General features: G+C 40.1%; 14 protein-coding genes. 6 read left to right on the forward strand and 8 right to left on the reverse strand.

What is annotated here, in order from left to right; genetic code table 11:
* Positions 1-318 (reverse strand): transposase (locus SCSH_RS06585; RefSeq protein WP_193743688.1); only part of this gene is annotated, 318 nt, incomplete at its 3' end.
* 120 nt (positions 319-438) lie between these two features.
* Positions 439-1,278: a CPBP family intramembrane glutamic endopeptidase gene (locus SCSH_RS06590; RefSeq protein ID WP_238581376.1), complete on the reverse strand. Its 840-nt coding sequence runs from the start codon at positions 1,276-1,278 to the stop codon at positions 439-441.
* Positions 1,279-1,526: 248 nt separating this feature from the next.
* Between SCSH_RS06590 and SCSH_RS06595 the strand changes: the two genes are divergently transcribed.
* Genes SCSH_RS06595 through SCSH_RS06610 form a run of 4 tightly spaced genes read left to right on the forward strand, consistent with a single transcriptional unit; the run spans position 1,527 to position 4,481 of the window.
* Positions 1,527-2,618 (forward strand): helix-turn-helix domain-containing protein, encoded by a 1,092-nt coding sequence (locus SCSH_RS06595; protein ID WP_152972528.1) that lies wholly within the window; start codon positions 1,527-1,529, stop codon positions 2,616-2,618.
* Positions 2,615-2,821 (forward strand): PLDc N-terminal domain-containing protein, encoded by a 207-nt coding sequence (locus SCSH_RS06600; protein WP_057491103.1) that lies wholly within the window; start codon positions 2,615-2,617, stop codon positions 2,819-2,821. Before SCSH_RS06595 ends, SCSH_RS06600 begins: the two co-directional genes overlap by 4 nt.
* Complete coding sequence (locus SCSH_RS06605; RefSeq protein ID WP_057491104.1) at positions 2,818-3,723, forward strand: ABC transporter ATP-binding protein; 906 nt, start codon at positions 2,818-2,820, stop codon at positions 3,721-3,723. The genes SCSH_RS06600 and SCSH_RS06605 overlap by 4 nt, the downstream gene beginning before the upstream one ends.
* Entirely contained in the window at positions 3,720-4,481 is a 762-nt protein-coding gene (locus SCSH_RS06610; protein ID WP_057491105.1) for an ABC transporter permease subunit, read from the forward strand. The genes SCSH_RS06605 and SCSH_RS06610 overlap by 4 nt, the downstream gene beginning before the upstream one ends.
* Before the next feature lie 61 nt (positions 4,482-4,542).
* Here SCSH_RS06610 and SCSH_RS06615 read toward each other — a convergent pair whose 3' ends face one another.
* Entirely contained in the window at positions 4,543-5,571 is a 1,029-nt protein-coding gene (locus tag SCSH_RS06615) for a YeiH family protein (protein WP_057491106.1), read from the reverse strand.
* Between the two features lie 103 nt (positions 5,572-5,674).
* On the opposite strand from SCSH_RS06615, the gene SCSH_RS06620 reads away from it, so the two are divergent.
* The gene (locus SCSH_RS06620) at positions 5,675-6,550 is read left to right on the forward strand and encodes a LysR family transcriptional regulator (protein ID WP_057491107.1); all 876 of its coding nucleotides are present in this window, start codon (positions 5,675-5,677) and stop codon (positions 6,548-6,550) included.
* An 82-nt stretch (positions 6,551-6,632) separates the two neighbouring features.
* Positions 6,633-7,247, forward strand: coding sequence for a DUF4947 domain-containing protein (locus tag SCSH_RS06625; protein WP_238581377.1), 615 nt, complete (start codon positions 6,633-6,635; stop codon positions 7,245-7,247).
* 220 nt (positions 7,248-7,467) lie between these two features.
* Here SCSH_RS06625 and pgfM2 read toward each other — a convergent pair whose 3' ends face one another.
* The 5 genes from pgfM2 to SCSH_RS06650 all read right to left on the reverse strand — a co-directional run.
* Positions 7,468-10,257 carry a glycosyltransferase PgfM2 gene (gene pgfM2, locus SCSH_RS06630; protein WP_057491108.1) on the reverse strand — a complete coding sequence of 930 codons (2,790 nt, stop codon included), beginning with the start codon at positions 10,255-10,257 and terminating at the stop codon, positions 7,468-7,470.
* Between the two features lie 171 nt (positions 10,258-10,428).
* Positions 10,429-11,445 carry a UDP-glucose 4-epimerase GalE gene (galE, locus tag SCSH_RS06635; RefSeq protein WP_193743689.1) on the reverse strand — a complete coding sequence of 339 codons (1,017 nt, stop codon included), beginning with the start codon at positions 11,443-11,445 and terminating at the stop codon, positions 10,429-10,431.
* A 27-nt stretch (positions 11,446-11,472) separates the two neighbouring features.
* Positions 11,473-14,400, reverse strand: a complete 2,928-nt coding sequence (gene pgfM1, locus SCSH_RS06640) for a glycosyltransferase PgfM1 (RefSeq protein ID WP_057491110.1) — start codon at positions 14,398-14,400, stop codon at positions 11,473-11,475.
* On the reverse strand, positions 14,397-15,356 hold the full coding sequence (gene pgfS, locus SCSH_RS06645) for a glycosyltransferase PgfS (RefSeq protein WP_057491111.1): 960 nt from the start codon (positions 15,354-15,356) through the stop codon (positions 14,397-14,399). The genes pgfM1 and pgfS overlap by 4 nt, the downstream gene beginning before the upstream one ends.
* Positions 15,357-15,674: 318 nt before the next feature.
* A partial coding sequence (locus SCSH_RS06650; RefSeq protein ID WP_152972530.1) for an LPXTG cell wall anchor domain-containing protein occupies positions 15,675-16,010 on the reverse strand: 336 nt, incomplete at its 5' end.

A 16,010-nucleotide genomic window follows, 5' to 3' on the forward strand; every position in this document is an offset into this window, starting at 1 on the left:
AAAATGAGGCACCTTATCGTCCAAAGTCAACCCCAGAAACCAACGATAGGCAGTATTCACCTCAATCTCTTTGATGGTCTGACGCATGGAGCGAATGCCATAGAAACATTGAATGAGAGGGATTTTGATGAGCATCACAGGGTCTAAACTCGGACGCCCATTATCACAAGAGTAAGTCTCCTCAACTAAGTCATAGATGAAGTCAAAATCAATCACAGCCTCAATTTTACGCAGAAAGTGATCCCCAGGAACAAGCTGATCAAGTGTATAAAACCCGTACTGATAACGATTATAATCTGGCTTTTCTTTGTGAAACATGGCCTTACCTCACAAACTGTTTTCTTTTAGTATACTCCTAAACAGAGCAAAAAGCTCTTAGAAATTCAATTTTAAGAGCTTTGTCTTCAGTCTGAACGGCTAAATCCTTTTTAGTCGTTTTTAATTATCTACTTCATTTTTTTCATCATAAACATGCAAGGTCTCATTACTCTCCTCAAATTCTTTGGCATGCTTGGCTTCGCTAGCTGGTATTTTCTGTCTTTTCTTTCTTACTGCATAAACTAAAACAAGGGCAAAACATATGCATACTACTTTTAGCATAATACTATCAATGCCGCTATCATTTACAGAAATTTGGGAAAGGGCATTGATTAAGGCATGGGTCATGGCACAAATCCACAGGCTCTTGGAATAGACAAATAAAGCTGATAGGATAAAAGAATTTGTCAATAATCCCAACAAAAATGAGGGCAGGTCGACACTTGTAAGGCTTCCATCGATATAGAAAAAGAGAATATGCCAGACTCCCCAGCAAATAAAGGTAATGATGGTTGCCAGAGCATAGGAAAATTTTTTCTCTAGATCAGGCTGAAAGGAATAGCGCCAACCTATTTCCTCTATTCCACCAAATACAAGTGCTTTCAGAAAAAATAGAAATGGTAGCCAGATACTTCCTATCCTAAAGCCATTACCTATGATAACCGCACCAAAGTCTATTACCAGAAAAGCTATAACGAATAGATAAACTTGCATGGGTTGCCTGACATCAAAGAACTCCTTTAGAATTTCAAGAGGGCTTTTTCCATGACAGTTTTTTTGGTAAATGACACCCCACAAGGCTGACGAAATCCCAGCTAAAACAATAAGAAGCATTCCCAAAAATGAATGGTAGCCTAATTCAAATCCAGCTTTTTTGAACAAGCCAGCAATAGCAGCAAAGAAAATAATCTGAAGCAAAGTAGGCAACAAATAGATACTATAAAGTTTTTTATGATTCATGACACTATCTCCATATTAGCATAGGAAATATAGATTTTTCAACTAATTGTACAGTCAAAATGATAGACAGACTATCCATTCAAGCTCTGCCATGTCAGGTTTTTTTGACCAACTTTTTCATAACAGCTGCTTTTCTTAAGCTTTGCATCAGGAGTTTCCAAACGGGAAATTCCTTTTACTATATGTATCTAGATTGGAACTTTAATTTCTATAGAAGATACCATATAATTAAAGGCAAGGAGGGCCTTATGAACATTGGTCAAAATATCTATTTAAACCGGACTAGGATCAATTTTACACAGGAACAGCTGAGTGAATACTTACATTTAACAAAGGCAACCATTTCTAAGTGGGAAAACAATCAAGCTACCCCTGATATTCACTATCTTGTCTTAATGGCTAATTTATTTAATATCAGTGTCGATGATTTAATTGGCCATAAGAAGATCCTCTCATCGCAGGAACGAAGTCAGCTGTTTAATGATTTGAAAAATAACAAAAAGCAATTCACAGCTGATCAAAGCCTGGCCAATATTGAAAAGCTGTCTAAGCAGTATCTAAATGATCACAAGACCCTGCTCATGCTCGTTCAGTTTATGGTCAACTCTTTTTTAGATAATAAAAGCTTAAAAGACCGGACTGCACAGCTGGCTTTGGCTCTGTTGAACAGGATTATCAGTAACGCTTCGGCAGAAACTGAAATTCAGTCAGCAATCATGTTAAAAGTGATTATCCTCTTCCAAAATGAAAAATACGATGCCATTATAGAAATCTATCATAACAGACCTTATAAACTTGGCGAAGAGCTAATGCTGGCCAACAGTTATGCCTTAAAAGGTGATAGTGAAAAAGCTAAGGAAGTCCTGCAGGTAGAGCTTTATCAGCAAATTTTATTAATGGTTGAGTCTCTGTCAACTTTAATTAGTTATGAGACTAAGGAAAACAGCCATGAAATCATTAGGCGAATGACTGGTCTCATAGATCTTTTTAAACTGAAAGAGCTGCATCCTAACTCTATCATCAAATGCTATTATACTCTAGCCCTTTATTATATTGATTCGGAGGAAGAAAAAGCAATAGCCTTTTTAGGTAAGCTACTACAATGCTGCAAAAATCTGCTCAAGCAATTTCAACTGCATGGAGATTCCTTCTTTTATGCGATAGATGACTGGCTGGAATCGCTGCCAATGGGAACCCTGCCGCCTACCAATAAAAAACTGCTGATTGATCAAATGGAAGAGATTTTTAATACACCGGTCTTTTCTAAATTAAACAGCCATCCACAATTCCAATCTTTTATCAAGGACATCCAAGAACTTAAAAAAGGAGCTGTAGCATGAACCTTACAATTCCTAGTGCCTATCTGCCCTTCCTCGTTCCTCTTTTTGCACTGCAGCTGATTTTAATCATCATAGCATTTGTAAAACTAAAAAGAATTAAACAGACCAATTACCTCAATAAAGCAGCTTGGATTGTGATCATCTTATGTGCCAATATTCTGGGACCAATCCTATTTATTACGATTGAAGGAAAGAAACAATGAAGGCTATAACATTTGAGAAAGTCAGCAAATCTTTTAAAGATAAACACATTCTAAATCAGGTGTCTTTAGAACTGGATGACAATAAAATCTATGGGTTTGTCGGCCCAAACGGTTCAGGAAAAACAACTACCCTCAAAATGATGCTTGGACTGACCAAGATTGATAGCGGTAATATCCAGATTTTTAATGAAAAAGTTACCTTTGGCAGCACCCCTACCAATAAACTCATCGGCTATCTGCCTGATGTGCCTGAATTTTACGACTATATGACTGCTGCAGAATACCTTAAATTATGCTCAGGATTTTCTCAGGGTAGACAGCCTCAGCGGGTGGAGGGTCTGCTGGAAGAGGTTGGTTTAAAAAATAACAAGCAGCTGATTGCCACTTATTCCCGGGGTATGAAACAGCGCTTAGGCTTGGCTCAGGCTCTTATTCACAATCCTAAAATACTCATCTGCGATGAACCGACAAGCGCCCTTGATCCAAAAGGCCGACAGGATATTTTAGAACTCATTTCAAACCTAAGAGGAAAAAAGACGGTTATCTTTTCAACACATATACTGTCCGATGTTGAAAAAATCTGCGACGATGTGCTGGTGCTGAGCAAACATACGATTCAAAATCTCAGCCAATTAAAAGCTCGCAGCGCAAAAAAGGAGAAAGTCCTTTATACTGTTATGCTGAAAGTCAAAAAAGAAGACCGCCCAATTTTGGACAAGCACTTCCAGCTGGAAGAGGATGAAAACAAGATAAAAATTTATCTCCCTGCTAAAAAGAGCGTTCCTAGCAATGATATTTTAAAGGATTTCTATCAAAAACTGATGGAACTAGGAGTCTTCCCTACCTTTATAGAGGCAGCAGATGAATCCTTAGAACAGCTGTATTTAGAGGTTATATCATGAACTATTTATCAGTCATGCTCAAAAAAGAATGGTTGGAAAATATAAGAACTCACAAAAGCGCAGCAATGCTTATCTGCGGTATCTGTTTTGGAATTTTGGGACCCTTTACTGCTCTTATGATGCCGGATCTTATGGCCGATCTGCTGCCCAAAAACTTAAGGCCAATCATTCCCGAGCCAACTTACATAGACTCCTATACCCAATACTTTAAGAATATCAACCAATTAGGCCTTGTTATTCTCGTTTTCTTGTTTAGCGGGACACTTACTCAGGAATTAGCAAAAGGCACCTTGATTAATTTAATCACCAAGGGACTGTCTAAAACATCAGTTATTGTAGCTAAGTTTGGTGTCCTGTCTTTCATTTGGAGCCTTACCTATCTTGCAGGATCTGCTGTCCACTATGGCTATACCTTGTATTATTTTAATAACAAAGGGCTGCACAAAATAACAGCCTATCTGGGAAGTTGGCTGTTTGGCCTTCTCTTGATTAGTCTGATTCTCTTCTTTTCTTCACTGCTCAAGAAAAACAGTGCTGTCCTACTGGGAATTTTCACTGTAATCGTGGCTTTTTTCTTAATCAACTTCATAAAGCCTATCAAAGATTTCAGTCCTCTACTGCTTATCCAAAAACAGTCTGACCTTTTGCTGGGACATTTTTCCTTACACCATTACCAACTGCTGCTCTTGCTGGTAATAGCTTTGATTCTGATAAACTTGGCAGCGGCAAATCTTATCTTCAAAAGAAGCGAAATGTAACATCAAAGCGGGACGACCCTTTAAAGGCACAGTCCCGCTTTTCTTATTCCATAAAAATCCTTTACCAGATACCTAAAAAATGCTGCATGGCAAGACTGACTAAGGTAATGACTGCCCAGCAGGAAGCCCCCAGAGCAATCGCCTGTCCGCCTGTTTTAATCAGTTTGACAATATTTGTATTAAGGCCTATCGCACTCATGGCCATGACAATGCAGAATTTAGAAAGTGTTTTAAGCGATTCAAAGACAAGAGGATTAAAGCCCAGCTCCGTCAAAAGAGTTGTCAAAACAGAAGCCAAAATAAAATAAAGGATGAACATGGGAAAGACCTTCTTAATGGCCACAGTATGCTCTTGAGTTTGTCCGCTTTTTTTAGCCTTGTAAACTTGGTAAAAAGACAGCCCCAAAGTGATGGGAATAATGGCCAAGGTTCGCGTTAGCTTAACAATTGTTGCGCCGTCCAGCGTATTGGAATGGTGCAGACCGTCCCAAGCTGCTGCCGTTGCTGTCACAGATGAAGTATCATTGACTGCTGTCCCTGCAAAAAGCGCAAAGCCGTGATTTGACAAGCCCAGTACATCTCCTAAGGTTGGAAAAATAAGAGCCGCCAAAATGTTAAAAAGAAAAATAACGGAAATCGACTTCGCGATTTCTTCATCATCAGCCTTAATAACAGGTGCTGTCGCAGCAATAGCAGAGCCGCCGCAAATAGAAGAGCCAACCCCTACCAAGGTCGCTGTCCGCACATCCAGCTTAAACCATTTTTGCAAAAGAAAGGCCAGTAGCAAAGATGAGCTTATGGTTGCCAGAATAATGGGCAACGATGTCCTACCGACTGTCAGTACCTGCGATAAATTTAAACCGAAGCCCAGCAAAACAACCGCAAACTGCAAAATGTATTTAGAGGTAAAAGCAATTCCTGCTTCTGTTTTTTCTCGCCTGTGATAAAAGACAGCCAGCAGCATGCCCAGAAAAATAGCAAATACAGGCGCCCCAACGATTGGAAAGAACTGCCCCAACCACCAAGCAGGCAGAGCAATGACAAGGCAAAGAGCCATTCCCGGTAGTTTAAGCATGAAACGATTCGTCATAAAATCTCCTTATCAGTGTTTAATTGCTTTCATTATAGCGATTTCTAATCATGATGTAAAATTATGATTTATTATGCTATAATAGCAAAAAGGAATGATAAAAATGTTAGATTACCGTGTTAAAACCTTTATCACTGTCTGCCAAACCTTAAATTTCACCAAAGCTGCACACGAATTGCATATCACACAGCCAGCAGTAAGCAAACACATCAAAGCTTTAGAAGCGGAATACGGTTGCACTTTGTTTGTTTTTAAAGGCAAACAGTGCCAGATGACCGCTGAAGCCGAAAAGCTTTTTTTGATGCTCACTTCCATGGCTCATGACATTAAACATTTTAAAAAGTCTGTTCATGAAACACCGACACAGCTTTATTTCGGTGCTACAATGACCATCGGTGAGTATGTTTTGCCCCAACCGCTGTCACAGCTGATGAAGGCCCAGCCTCGGCTGGAACTAAAAATGACCATTGGTAATACACAAAAACTGCTGAGGGCTCTTGATAAAGGAGACATAGACTTTGCCCTTATTGAAGGCTTCTTTTCTCAAGAACGCTATGACAGTTCTGTTTACAGGCATGAACCCTTTATCGCAGCAGCCTCACCTTCCTATCCTTTAACAGCCAAAAAGCCAAAACTGACCGATTTGCTGCAGGAATCTCTGATTGTCAGGGAAGAAGGCTCTGGCACGCGCGAAGTTTTAGATACCGTGTTAAAAGCGAGAAATCTGGCCATAAGCGATTTTCAGAAGGTCAGCGAAATCAGCAACCTCAATACCATCAAGCAGCTGGTCATGCGCAGGCGCGGCATTTCTTTTTTCTACCGCAGTGTCGTTGATAAAGAATTAAAAAACGGACACTTGATCGAAATACCGCTGGAAGATTTCCCAGTCTACCATGATTTTACATTTGTTTGGAACAAAAACAGCTTTTTCCAAGAACAGTACAAAGAGATTTTAAGCTTTATTAAAGCTCATTTTTAACTATTTTTTCAAATGATAAGGAGATTTCATGAAAAAGAGCAACCGACTTGTTCTCATCCTACTTTTCTGATCCTTAAATTTTATGCTGAGTGCCTGTCAATCTAGGGCGGATATTGATCCTGCTAAGCTAAGAGCGGAAATTGCCAAAAAACAGGCTGCTGCTAAAAAATCTGAGCAAACTAGGGAAACAACCACTTCTTCTGCAGCAAAAGCCCATCCTTTCGAAAAATCTCAAGACATTGAGAATTTTGATAAAACAGTCAAAGGTCTGCCTGAAGATGCAAATCATGCCAAAAACGATAAAATCTACGCAACTGGAAATGCCAAAGTTTATTATTATTCTAACAGTGATGGTTTTAAAGCTCAAATTCCTGATTTTAAAGGTTACAGCCAAGATAAGGTTAAAGCTGTATTGGGAAAACCTGAATCCGTTTTAAGCAACCAAAACCAAATTGTCAAGGACTTTAAAAAGAAAGAGTTAAACAATTTAAGAACCTTATTTAAAGAAGGCAGCATCACAGAGGAACAGACCAAAGCCTTTTACGCAGCAGTTGTTGATCTGGCTCAGGCTGCTAAATTTGGTGGAACTAACTACACTAGATTCACTTATGACAGTGGTAAGGTCCAGCTCATCTTTGATAAGAGCGGAATGCTTTATTATATAACTCCTAATCCCAATTATCTTTATTTTAAATAACTTGATAAGCACTTGCCAAAATATCATGAACATTAAAAAGCATATCACACTGATGGCCGCTAGGCTTAATCGGGCGATATGCTTTTTCTTATCTTTTACATTCTTCAAAAATCAAAACCATACCTTGTTGGCTTCATTTTGGCGCAACCTAGTGCAGCCTGCAGTTCGTCGCCTAGTTTTGATTTTTAGGGAGTATTAAAATTTATTGACTAAGAATTTCTCAATCAAAATCAGTATCATCAAACTCCTCTTCTGCTGCTCGTTTCTTTTGACGACGGCTAATTTGTAGAACCTTAATCGCTAAAATAAGAGAAAACAGTGTCACAAGGCCACCAGAGATAATCCCTTTGGGAACATAGTAGAGGTCGATGCGGTGCTTACCAGCAGGTAGTTTAAAGGCTAGAAAGGCCTTCCAAACCTCTTGGCTTTTAACACCTTTGCCATCGACTTTTACACGCCAGCCGGGATTGTAAGGAATGGAGGTAAAGAGATAATCCTTGCCTTGAACCTGCCTAACTTCTCCTGAAAGTGACCTTGAAGTGACCTTGCTCGGGGTCCACTTAGCCAGTTTCCCTTGTTTAACAAAGTTTTGAAAAGCATCATCGTTAAAACGATACAGTTGTAAACCAGCAATATCAAGCGCATTATTATCTGTCAGCTGAATTTCAAAGGTTTGTTCCTGACCATTGCTGTCAGCAGCTAAGCTCCACAGCTGAGGATGGCGGTAGCGGTCAAAGACTGTGTAAGGCTGACCATTTAAAGCAAATTTAGTATGAAGCAGGTTTGCTGAATTTATCTTTGCAGAATAGAGGTAATAAGAAGCATTGTCTTTAGGTACCCATTTAAAGCGAATAATTCCAGGACGATCAGAAGATTGGCGTCTGTAAATCTGCTGACCATTTTCGCCATTGATTAAAGTGACATTGTCAAGAGACATTTCAGTCTGATAAGGTTCTAAAAGATTCTCTAAATTATCTGAAAGCCCATGATAAATTTTATTTTGGTTGGCAGCAGCATCCCCGTCTAATTTAGCTTTCAACATGGCTGCATCGCCTGAAAAACCAAGTCCAAATACGGTTTTATTTTCCAATAATTTTGCGGTTTTAAGGCTTTGAACAGGCTGGTAATACTTATTCAAATCTTTTCTTGCTGAATAGCTCCAAGTCCCATTATCCACATAATACCGCAAATTAAACAAGGCATCTGTCAGCGGTGTACCGCCCGCATACATCGAAATAGCTGTTGAAGAAGGCAGCCCCAGCTTTCCTAAAAATTCTAAATTCTTGTATTCAACGCTGGATGTAAAATGATTGATACCGTAATAATTATAGGTCAGCGAATCATTCCAGGTGTTAGCGCTGCTTTTTTCCATGCGTTCCAAGCCCGATTTGGGCAGTTTTAGCTTGTGATAGAAAGCTTCCTGCTTACTTTCTGCCGCCAAAACCGAACTTGGACTGTGCCAAAGATTTCTCTCAATGGTAAACTTGGCATTGATACCCATATCAGTCAGACTCAAAAGCAGCAGCAGACACAGCTGCCAATTCTTAACAGAACGCCAGCTAAAGAGCAAGACAATTAAGACTGCAAGCACAAGCATAGCAAGCTGTTGCCAAATAGTGATTAGAGTATAGGATTTCTCCTGCACCGCAAAATAAACATAGACATTGGCTAAAAGCACTAAAACTAGAGTCAAAGAAAGCTGCAAACGGCTCCAGGAATTGACCTTTTGAAAAGCTTGGTAGGTGATAAGCAAGAAAACAAAGCTCAGCAGCCAGGCATTGCGGTAATAAAAGCCAACTGGCATCTGTCCCATATGCCAAACCCTAATGACAGCCGCATTAGAAAAAGCAACAATCAAAAGTGCCAGCAGCACAAAACTGCTGATTTTCTTTCGCAGGTCAATAGCCTTTGTCCAAAAGAAATTAAACAAGCCGATAAAACCGAGCACTCCAATATAAAAATTGGGCAGGGTATTAAAATCTCCCCATTCTTCCCCACTGGCAGCTCCAGGAATAAACTTAATCAAAAGCTTAATCGGATTGTAGAGGAAGGTAAAGACCCAAGGATACTGCTCTCCTCCTGCTACCTTTGTATCCAGCAAACCATAAAAGACCGGCAGCAGCCAGATAGCACTTAATCCCACTCCCAACAAAGAATAGAACAAAAGTCGAAAGAGCTGTTTAACCTTAAAAAGAAAGGCTGCTTTTTTAGCTGACAGGTAGTAAAAAGCATAGAATACGACAAAGAGCGCAGCCATGTAAGCCGTATAAAACTGCACCAGAAACATGGCAGCCAAAACCAAAGAATATTTGAGACTGACCTTGCCATCTAAAATCTTTTCTAGGCCAATGATTAACAGTGGCAGCAAAATAAGGTTGTCCAGAAAGTTAGGATTGACCTGATGCACAATAAAAAAGCCACTCAAACCATAAACCGCAGAGATGCAAACAGCCAGCAGCCGCTTGTCATAAGCTTCATAGCGTTTGTGAAGGAAATAATAGAAACTAAGACCGGCAAAGCCCTGACGCAGCAAGGTCACCAAAAAGACAGACCAATTAAGAAACTTGGCCGGACTCAAACCAATTGCCAAACTAAAAGGGCTGAGACTGTTAAAACCCCAAACAGGCGGCATCACCCCTCCGATTCCTTTATGCCAAGACCAGAAAAGCGCACCTACATCAAGCTGTTTAAAAGCATGCCCCAAGGCACGGTAAAGTGGGATATACTGCAAAGTATAATCACCACTCATGATTGTCTTTTGACCAAAAGGATACAATCCCATCACAGCAAAGACAATCACCATGACTGCAATAGGCAGACTAAAAGCCGCTAAAAAGCTCAGCGTATCTTTAAGAAGGGACTTCTTCGCCGCTTCTTTGTTATCATCATGCCGGCTGAGCTCTTTTTGCTGGCTGGTTCTGCGCTGCGAGCGGCTCAAGGTTTCTGAAGGCTCTTTTGAAGTTTTTTGAAGAGTCTCGACTACCTGTTCATTTTCTTCTCTTGCTACCATCATCTCTCCAATTTCATTTTTCACTAATTTGTTCTCATTGTATCATAATTCAAGATTATTGTTAACGCTTCTTTTAAGGTTCATCAGGCTTAAAAAAGAAGAGCATGGGTTTTTGTCCCACGCCTTCTAATTAATGACATCTAAACAGCAAGAATGGCAGACTCTAGGCTCTTATTCTGCAAAACCATGAGGATGCTGAGTTTGCCAGCGCCAAGCATCTTGACACATCCGCTTGAGGTCATATTCTGCCCGCCAACCAAGTTCTTTTTGAACTTTAGTGACATCAGCATAAGAAACCGCAATATCGCCTGGACGTCTGTCAACAATCTCATAAGGAATAGGAGTTCCGATAACCTGCTCCATTTCCTGAATAAGCTCTAAAACAGAAGAGCCCTTTCCAGTTCCCAAATTATAGACAGAAAGGCCTGACTGATCTTTTAGTTTCTGGATAGCTGCAACATGACCGCGTGCCAAATCAACAACATGAATGTAATCGCGGACACCAGTGCCGTCTTTTGTATCATAGTTACCACCAAAAACATAAACTTTAGTCAGTTTGCCCAGTGCAACTTGCGTCACGTAAGGCATAAGGTTATTAGGTTTGCCTTTGGGATCTTCTCCTAAATTCCCAGAGTGATGAGCCCCAACAGGATTGAAATAACGCAGCATAACAATATTCCAGTCATCATCTGAAGAGAACAAATCGGTCAGGATATCCTCAACAATCAACTTTGTCCGTCCGTAAGGAGTCATGACAGAACGCGGTGAGTCTTCAGATACTGGTACAGGTGCTTCGTTGCCATAAACACTGGCAGAAGACGAAAAAATCAGATTTTTGCAGCCAAAAGCCTTCATCACCTGCAAAAGCGTCACTGTTCCTGAAACATTATTATCATAATATTCCAGAGGTAGGCTGCTTGATTCATTGACGACCTTGAGCCCTGCAAAATGAATCACGGCATCAATTTTTTCTGCTTCAAAAATAGCCTTAAGACTTTTACTGTCCCTGATATCAGCTTGATAAAAACGGAGAGATTTACCCGTAATGTCCTCAATAACCTTTAGGCTTTTAGGATTTGAATGAAGCAGATTATCAACAACAACCAGATCATAACCTTGATTGAGCAGCTCAACGCAGGTATGGGAGCCAATGAACCCGGCTCCGCCGGTTACCAAAATCTTTTTAATCAACATACTTTTTCCTAACCAAACAGCTTATTTTTTAAATAAATTATCAATTTTTCTGTCATCATACCATTTTAAAAAGGCAATAAGAACAAGTGAGAACACAGAAACAGCAATTCCTGTCAGCAGACCCTGAGGCAGGAAAGTCATTTCAATTCGGTGTTTTCCGCCCGTAATCGGGAAGGATAACAGGCTTCCCCAAGCTTCACTAGTCTGCACTTTTTTACCATCTACCTTCACTGTCCAGCCTGGATTGTAAGGAATGCTTGTCATCATAACATTACTTTTATCTGTAACGTTGACATGTCCCTTAACCACGGTATTTGTCCACTTAGTTACCGTCATATTTTGTTTCAAACGTTCCTTGATAACCCTTTTGATAGCCTTTTGATCGGCCCGGACAAGAGCCATGTTGGTCAAATCAAGCTGGTCATCCTGTGAGGTTTGCAGCTGCAGAACCATTTCCTTGCCTGGCGTTCTATCTGTCAGGTTCCAAAGCTGAACTTGGTCATAACTTTGTGAATAATGATACCACTGATTGTTAAGCAAGATGGAAATATTCCCCATGGACTTGCGCAGACTGTAAGGTGCTTGGAAATAGTAGGTAAAGTCAGTCTGAGGGGTAAAGATAATCCGAATAGTTCCTGGCTGCTTTTTATCAATCCGTTTGAAAATCCGATGGCCATTTTCATTGACTTCCTGCATATTGAGCAACTCAATTTTAGGAATACCAACATATTCAAAATATTTCTGGTTGACACCAGACATTGATGACAAAATAATATTTTGATTGGACACAGGATTATTAAGACCAAACTTAATATTTCGCGTTAGTGTGTTGGTTGCAAAGGCCGCAGAAAAGACATTTGGATTTTCATAAATAACAAACCGCTTGTTTTCATAAATAGGATGATAATAAGCCCTAAGATCCGTCCGATTGGCATTTCGGTTAAAGAAGTTCCAGTTGGGATGCTGCTCCATATCAGCCGCTGTATATTCCTTACGGTCAATATAATAGCGGACACCGTAAAGGGCATCTGTCAAAGCTGTTCCATTGGCATAAAAAGTCGCCGCATTTCCACCAACATCTCCCATGGAATTGAAAAGATTGATGGTTGACTTTTCCATATTAGAGCTAAAAGTACTTAGACCAGGATAAGAGGCAAGAAAAGGATCGTTTTTTGAATAGAGGAAACTAGAACCTACCCGGTAAAAGCCTGCCTTGTTTTTCTTTTTGACAATATCGGCCAATTCTTTCATGTTCTTAGTCACATCCGTAAACTTATAAGCATCGGCATAAGCTAAGGTAACCTGTGAAAGATAAGAATTGTAACCCAATTCAAGCGCAGTGATAAGAGCCAAAACAGGCCAGACAAATCTGCCTTTGGGACGCAGGGCAAAATAGACTAGAGCCAAAAGCCAGGTTAATAAAGTCAAGCAAACTTGGGTCAGCAAAAAGCCCTTGGTCAACAAATAAAAGAAGACTGGAATCGCAAAGATACAGGCTGCAATAGCACACCACCGAGCCTCTTTATAATGGTTGAGGCTTCTCCAGAAAAAGACAGCTAAGCTTCCAAAAACAAGCAGCATCAGCAGTCCTGTCAATATACTGTGGCTGCTGACAAAATCTGTAATAGTCTTGGGCTGATTTTTGGCAATGTAAGTATAATTATGATTGATAACATAATAGGCCGAAGCAAAACTTAGAACAACACCGGCTGTCAAGCCTTTCCAGCCCAGATAGTTTTTCTCACGGATAGCCTGGTAAGCAAGGAGCACCATAAAGAAGGAAATAATCCATGAAAACCGATAGAAGAATCCAGCTGGATTTTGCCCCATGTGCCAGATTTTGCTGGCAAATTCATTAACCATGGAAACAAAGAAAATCAGGCTGATAAGGGCAGCTGCAACCTTGCGAAACTTATGAGCTTTAGCCTGTACAAAATAGAGAAAGAAACCAATTAAAGCTAAAGCACCCACATAAAGATTGGGCAGGTTGGGACCAGCTGACCAAGAAGACTCATTGTCAAAACCGCCAATCATCATCTTCGATAAAATATCAAAGGGATTGATCTGCAAGGAAAAACTAAAGGTCAGAGGACTGTCATAGGCCCCTTTACTGCGCAAAAGATTTAAAAAGATTGGATAAAGCAAAAAGAAGACTGCCGCTATCCCTAAAATAGATGTGTAGACAACACGCCAAACAGGTATAAAGAAGGCTCCTAATTTCACCCTCCAATCGCCTCTTTCAGCCAAACGAGGTGCTGCATAATAGCAGGTATAAAGGGCAATAAAGAGACAAATCATGTAGCCCATATAAAAATGCAGCAGCATGGTCAGCGCCAAAAGAAAGATGTATTTGAAAGGCTTTTCGCCATCAATCATTTCTTCCAAGTATATGATTAGCAAAGGCAGCATGATCATGGCATCGTAAAAGATGGGATTCATCTGATAAGAAACAATCATGCCTGACAAGGCATAAGCTGTTGCCATAATCGGAACCAGCCAGGAATTATAAGACATAGCCTTATAACGCTTTATCAAAAGATAGGCAAAGCTCAATCCCATAGCCCCGTAACGCAGCCAAATGGTCAGAAAAACAGCCCACTTGAACTGGGTCAATGGCAGCAAAATGTACAAAAGATTAAAGGGACTGATGAGATTAAAGCCCCAAATTCCAATCATGGCACCGCCGATAGACTTGGAGAAGGAATAAAAAAGTCCCGACCAGTCCCCTGTCAAAACAGTAGTCTTTAAGAAACCATACAAGCCGATATACTGCTGTCCAAAGTCAACAGCCATCAAAGTATTTCTGCCAAAGGGGAAAACTCCCATGAAACACCAGACCACAAGCATAATCAGCATGGGAAGAAGTGCGCTGGCAAGGAGCATTTGGGCTTTTTTATTTTCTTTGAAAGGAAGCTTTTGCTTTTTTTCCTTATGTTTTGCGTGACTCATCCAACTAAATCCTCTCTCGCTTTTTCAATATTTGTCTCATCCACAATATAATGCGGACGTCGTTTAACCTCATAGTAAATCTTGCCAATATACTCACCTAAAATACCTATCGAAATCAGCTGCACACCGCTAAAAAGGATGATGGCAGCCAAAGTGGTGAAATAACCGCTGACCAAAATTTCTGGTTTCACAAAATAGGCAATAAACATGGCAAAAAGATAGGCTAAAGCAAAGCCGATACAAAGCAGGCCAAACTGAATACAGATACGCAAAGGCTTATCATTAAAAGAAATAATTCCTTGAAAAGCATAATTCATAGAGCGTCTGAAACCAAACTTACTCTCGCCAGCTTCACGGATATGGTTTTTGTAAGGAATAACCTTCTCTTTAAAGCCAATCCAAGAAAAAATACCTTTTGAAAAACGATTATATTCCGGCAGAGATAAAATCGTATCTACAGCCTTACGACTAAAAAGCTTAAACTCTGAAATACCATCTGTTAACTGTACATCCATCAAGCGATTGGAAAAACGATAAAAGAGTCTAGCAAAAAAGGTACTTTGTCTTGATTCTCCCTGACGGTCCCGCTGACCGCTGACCACATCATAGCCTTCTTTAAAAGCAGCCACAAAATCAGGAATAAGGGCAGGCGGGTGCTGTAAATCACCATCCATCAGCATAACTGCATCACCAGTTGCATACCGCAAACCTGACAAAATAGCTCCTTCACGGCCGAAATTCCGACTGAAACTGATAAATCTAACCCGATAATCTTTAGCAGCAATCTGCTTCATCAGCATCAATGTTTTATCCTTGCTGCCATCATTAACATAAACCAATTCATAGTCATCAATAGTTTGCGGCAGCATGGCCTGCAATTGTTTAGAAATTTCACTATGCGTTTTTTCAATCATTTTTTCTTCATTGTAAAAAGCAACGACGATTGATAATTTCATACAAATCCTTCCTAGTCAATTATCACCATTTTTCGCATAAAAACAGCATAATATCAATTGTATTCTACCATAATTCAGAAAACTTTTCGATAGTTTCCCAAATTTGTTTTCAATCCTTAATTTTAGTAAAAAACCCTGTTTTTTCGCTATTGTAACAAGCTTCAAAAATGTCAGCTAAGCAGCATTTATCCAAGCTGTTCTCTTCTAAATTTTAAATTCAGATAGCCGCTGCAGCTGACAGCAAAGCACTTTCTTCCAAGAGCACAAAGAGACAAAGACTTTTCGTCCCTGTCTCTTTCATCTTGTTTTCAATTACTATCAGTTACGAGATTTACGGTAGTAAAGCAAACCAGTCACTGAAACAGCTGCAAGACCGAGAAGTGACAATGTAAAGCCACTTTCTTCGCCTGTGCTTGGAAGTCCCTTAACACCAGCTTTTTGTTTACCTGATGGCTTCTTAGGTTTATTTGAAGATTTACCTGCTAGAGCTGAGGTTGTCGTAGTAGATGGGTCCTTGGCCTTAGTTGTAGTGGTTTTTTCTTCAGCCTTAGTTGTTTCTGAAGATGCTTCCGTTGTGGTTGCTGGATCCTCTGTTGTTGGGGCCTCTGTGGTGGTTGGCACTTCCGTCGTTGTTGGGGCTTCTGTTGTTGTTGG

The sequence above is a fragment of the Streptococcus orisasini genome, from assembly GCF_001431045.1.
Lineage (GTDB): Bacteria > Bacillota > Bacilli > Lactobacillales > Streptococcaceae > Streptococcus > Streptococcus orisasini.

Coding starts and splice junctions, on each gene's coding strand:
- SCSH_RS06590 (WP_238581376.1), bottom strand. CDS start 1,278: ATGAATCATAAAAAACTTTATAGTATCTATTTGTTGCCTACTTTGCTT.
- SCSH_RS06595 (WP_152972528.1), top strand. CDS start 1,527: ATGAACATTGGTCAAAATATCTATTTAAACCGGACTAGGATCAATTTT.
- SCSH_RS06600 (WP_057491103.1), top strand. CDS start 2,615: ATGAACCTTACAATTCCTAGTGCCTATCTGCCCTTCCTCGTTCCTCTT.
- SCSH_RS06605 (WP_057491104.1), top strand. CDS start 2,818: ATGAAGGCTATAACATTTGAGAAAGTCAGCAAATCTTTTAAAGATAAA.
- SCSH_RS06610 (WP_057491105.1), top strand. CDS start 3,720: ATGAACTATTTATCAGTCATGCTCAAAAAAGAATGGTTGGAAAATATA.
- SCSH_RS06615 (WP_057491106.1), bottom strand. CDS start 5,571: ATGACGAATCGTTTCATGCTTAAACTACCGGGAATGGCTCTTTGCCTT.
- SCSH_RS06620 (WP_057491107.1), top strand. CDS start 5,675: ATGTTAGATTACCGTGTTAAAACCTTTATCACTGTCTGCCAAACCTTA.
- SCSH_RS06625 (WP_238581377.1), top strand. CDS start 6,633: ATGCTGAGTGCCTGTCAATCTAGGGCGGATATTGATCCTGCTAAGCTA.
- pgfM2 (WP_057491108.1), bottom strand. CDS start 10,257: ATGGTAGCAAGAGAAGAAAATGAACAGGTAGTCGAGACTCTTCAAAAA.
- pgfM1 (WP_057491110.1), bottom strand. CDS start 14,400: ATGAGTCACGCAAAACATAAGGAAAAAAAGCAAAAGCTTCCTTTCAAA.
- pgfS (WP_057491111.1), bottom strand. CDS start 15,356: ATGAAATTATCAATCGTCGTTGCTTTTTACAATGAAGAAAAAATGATT.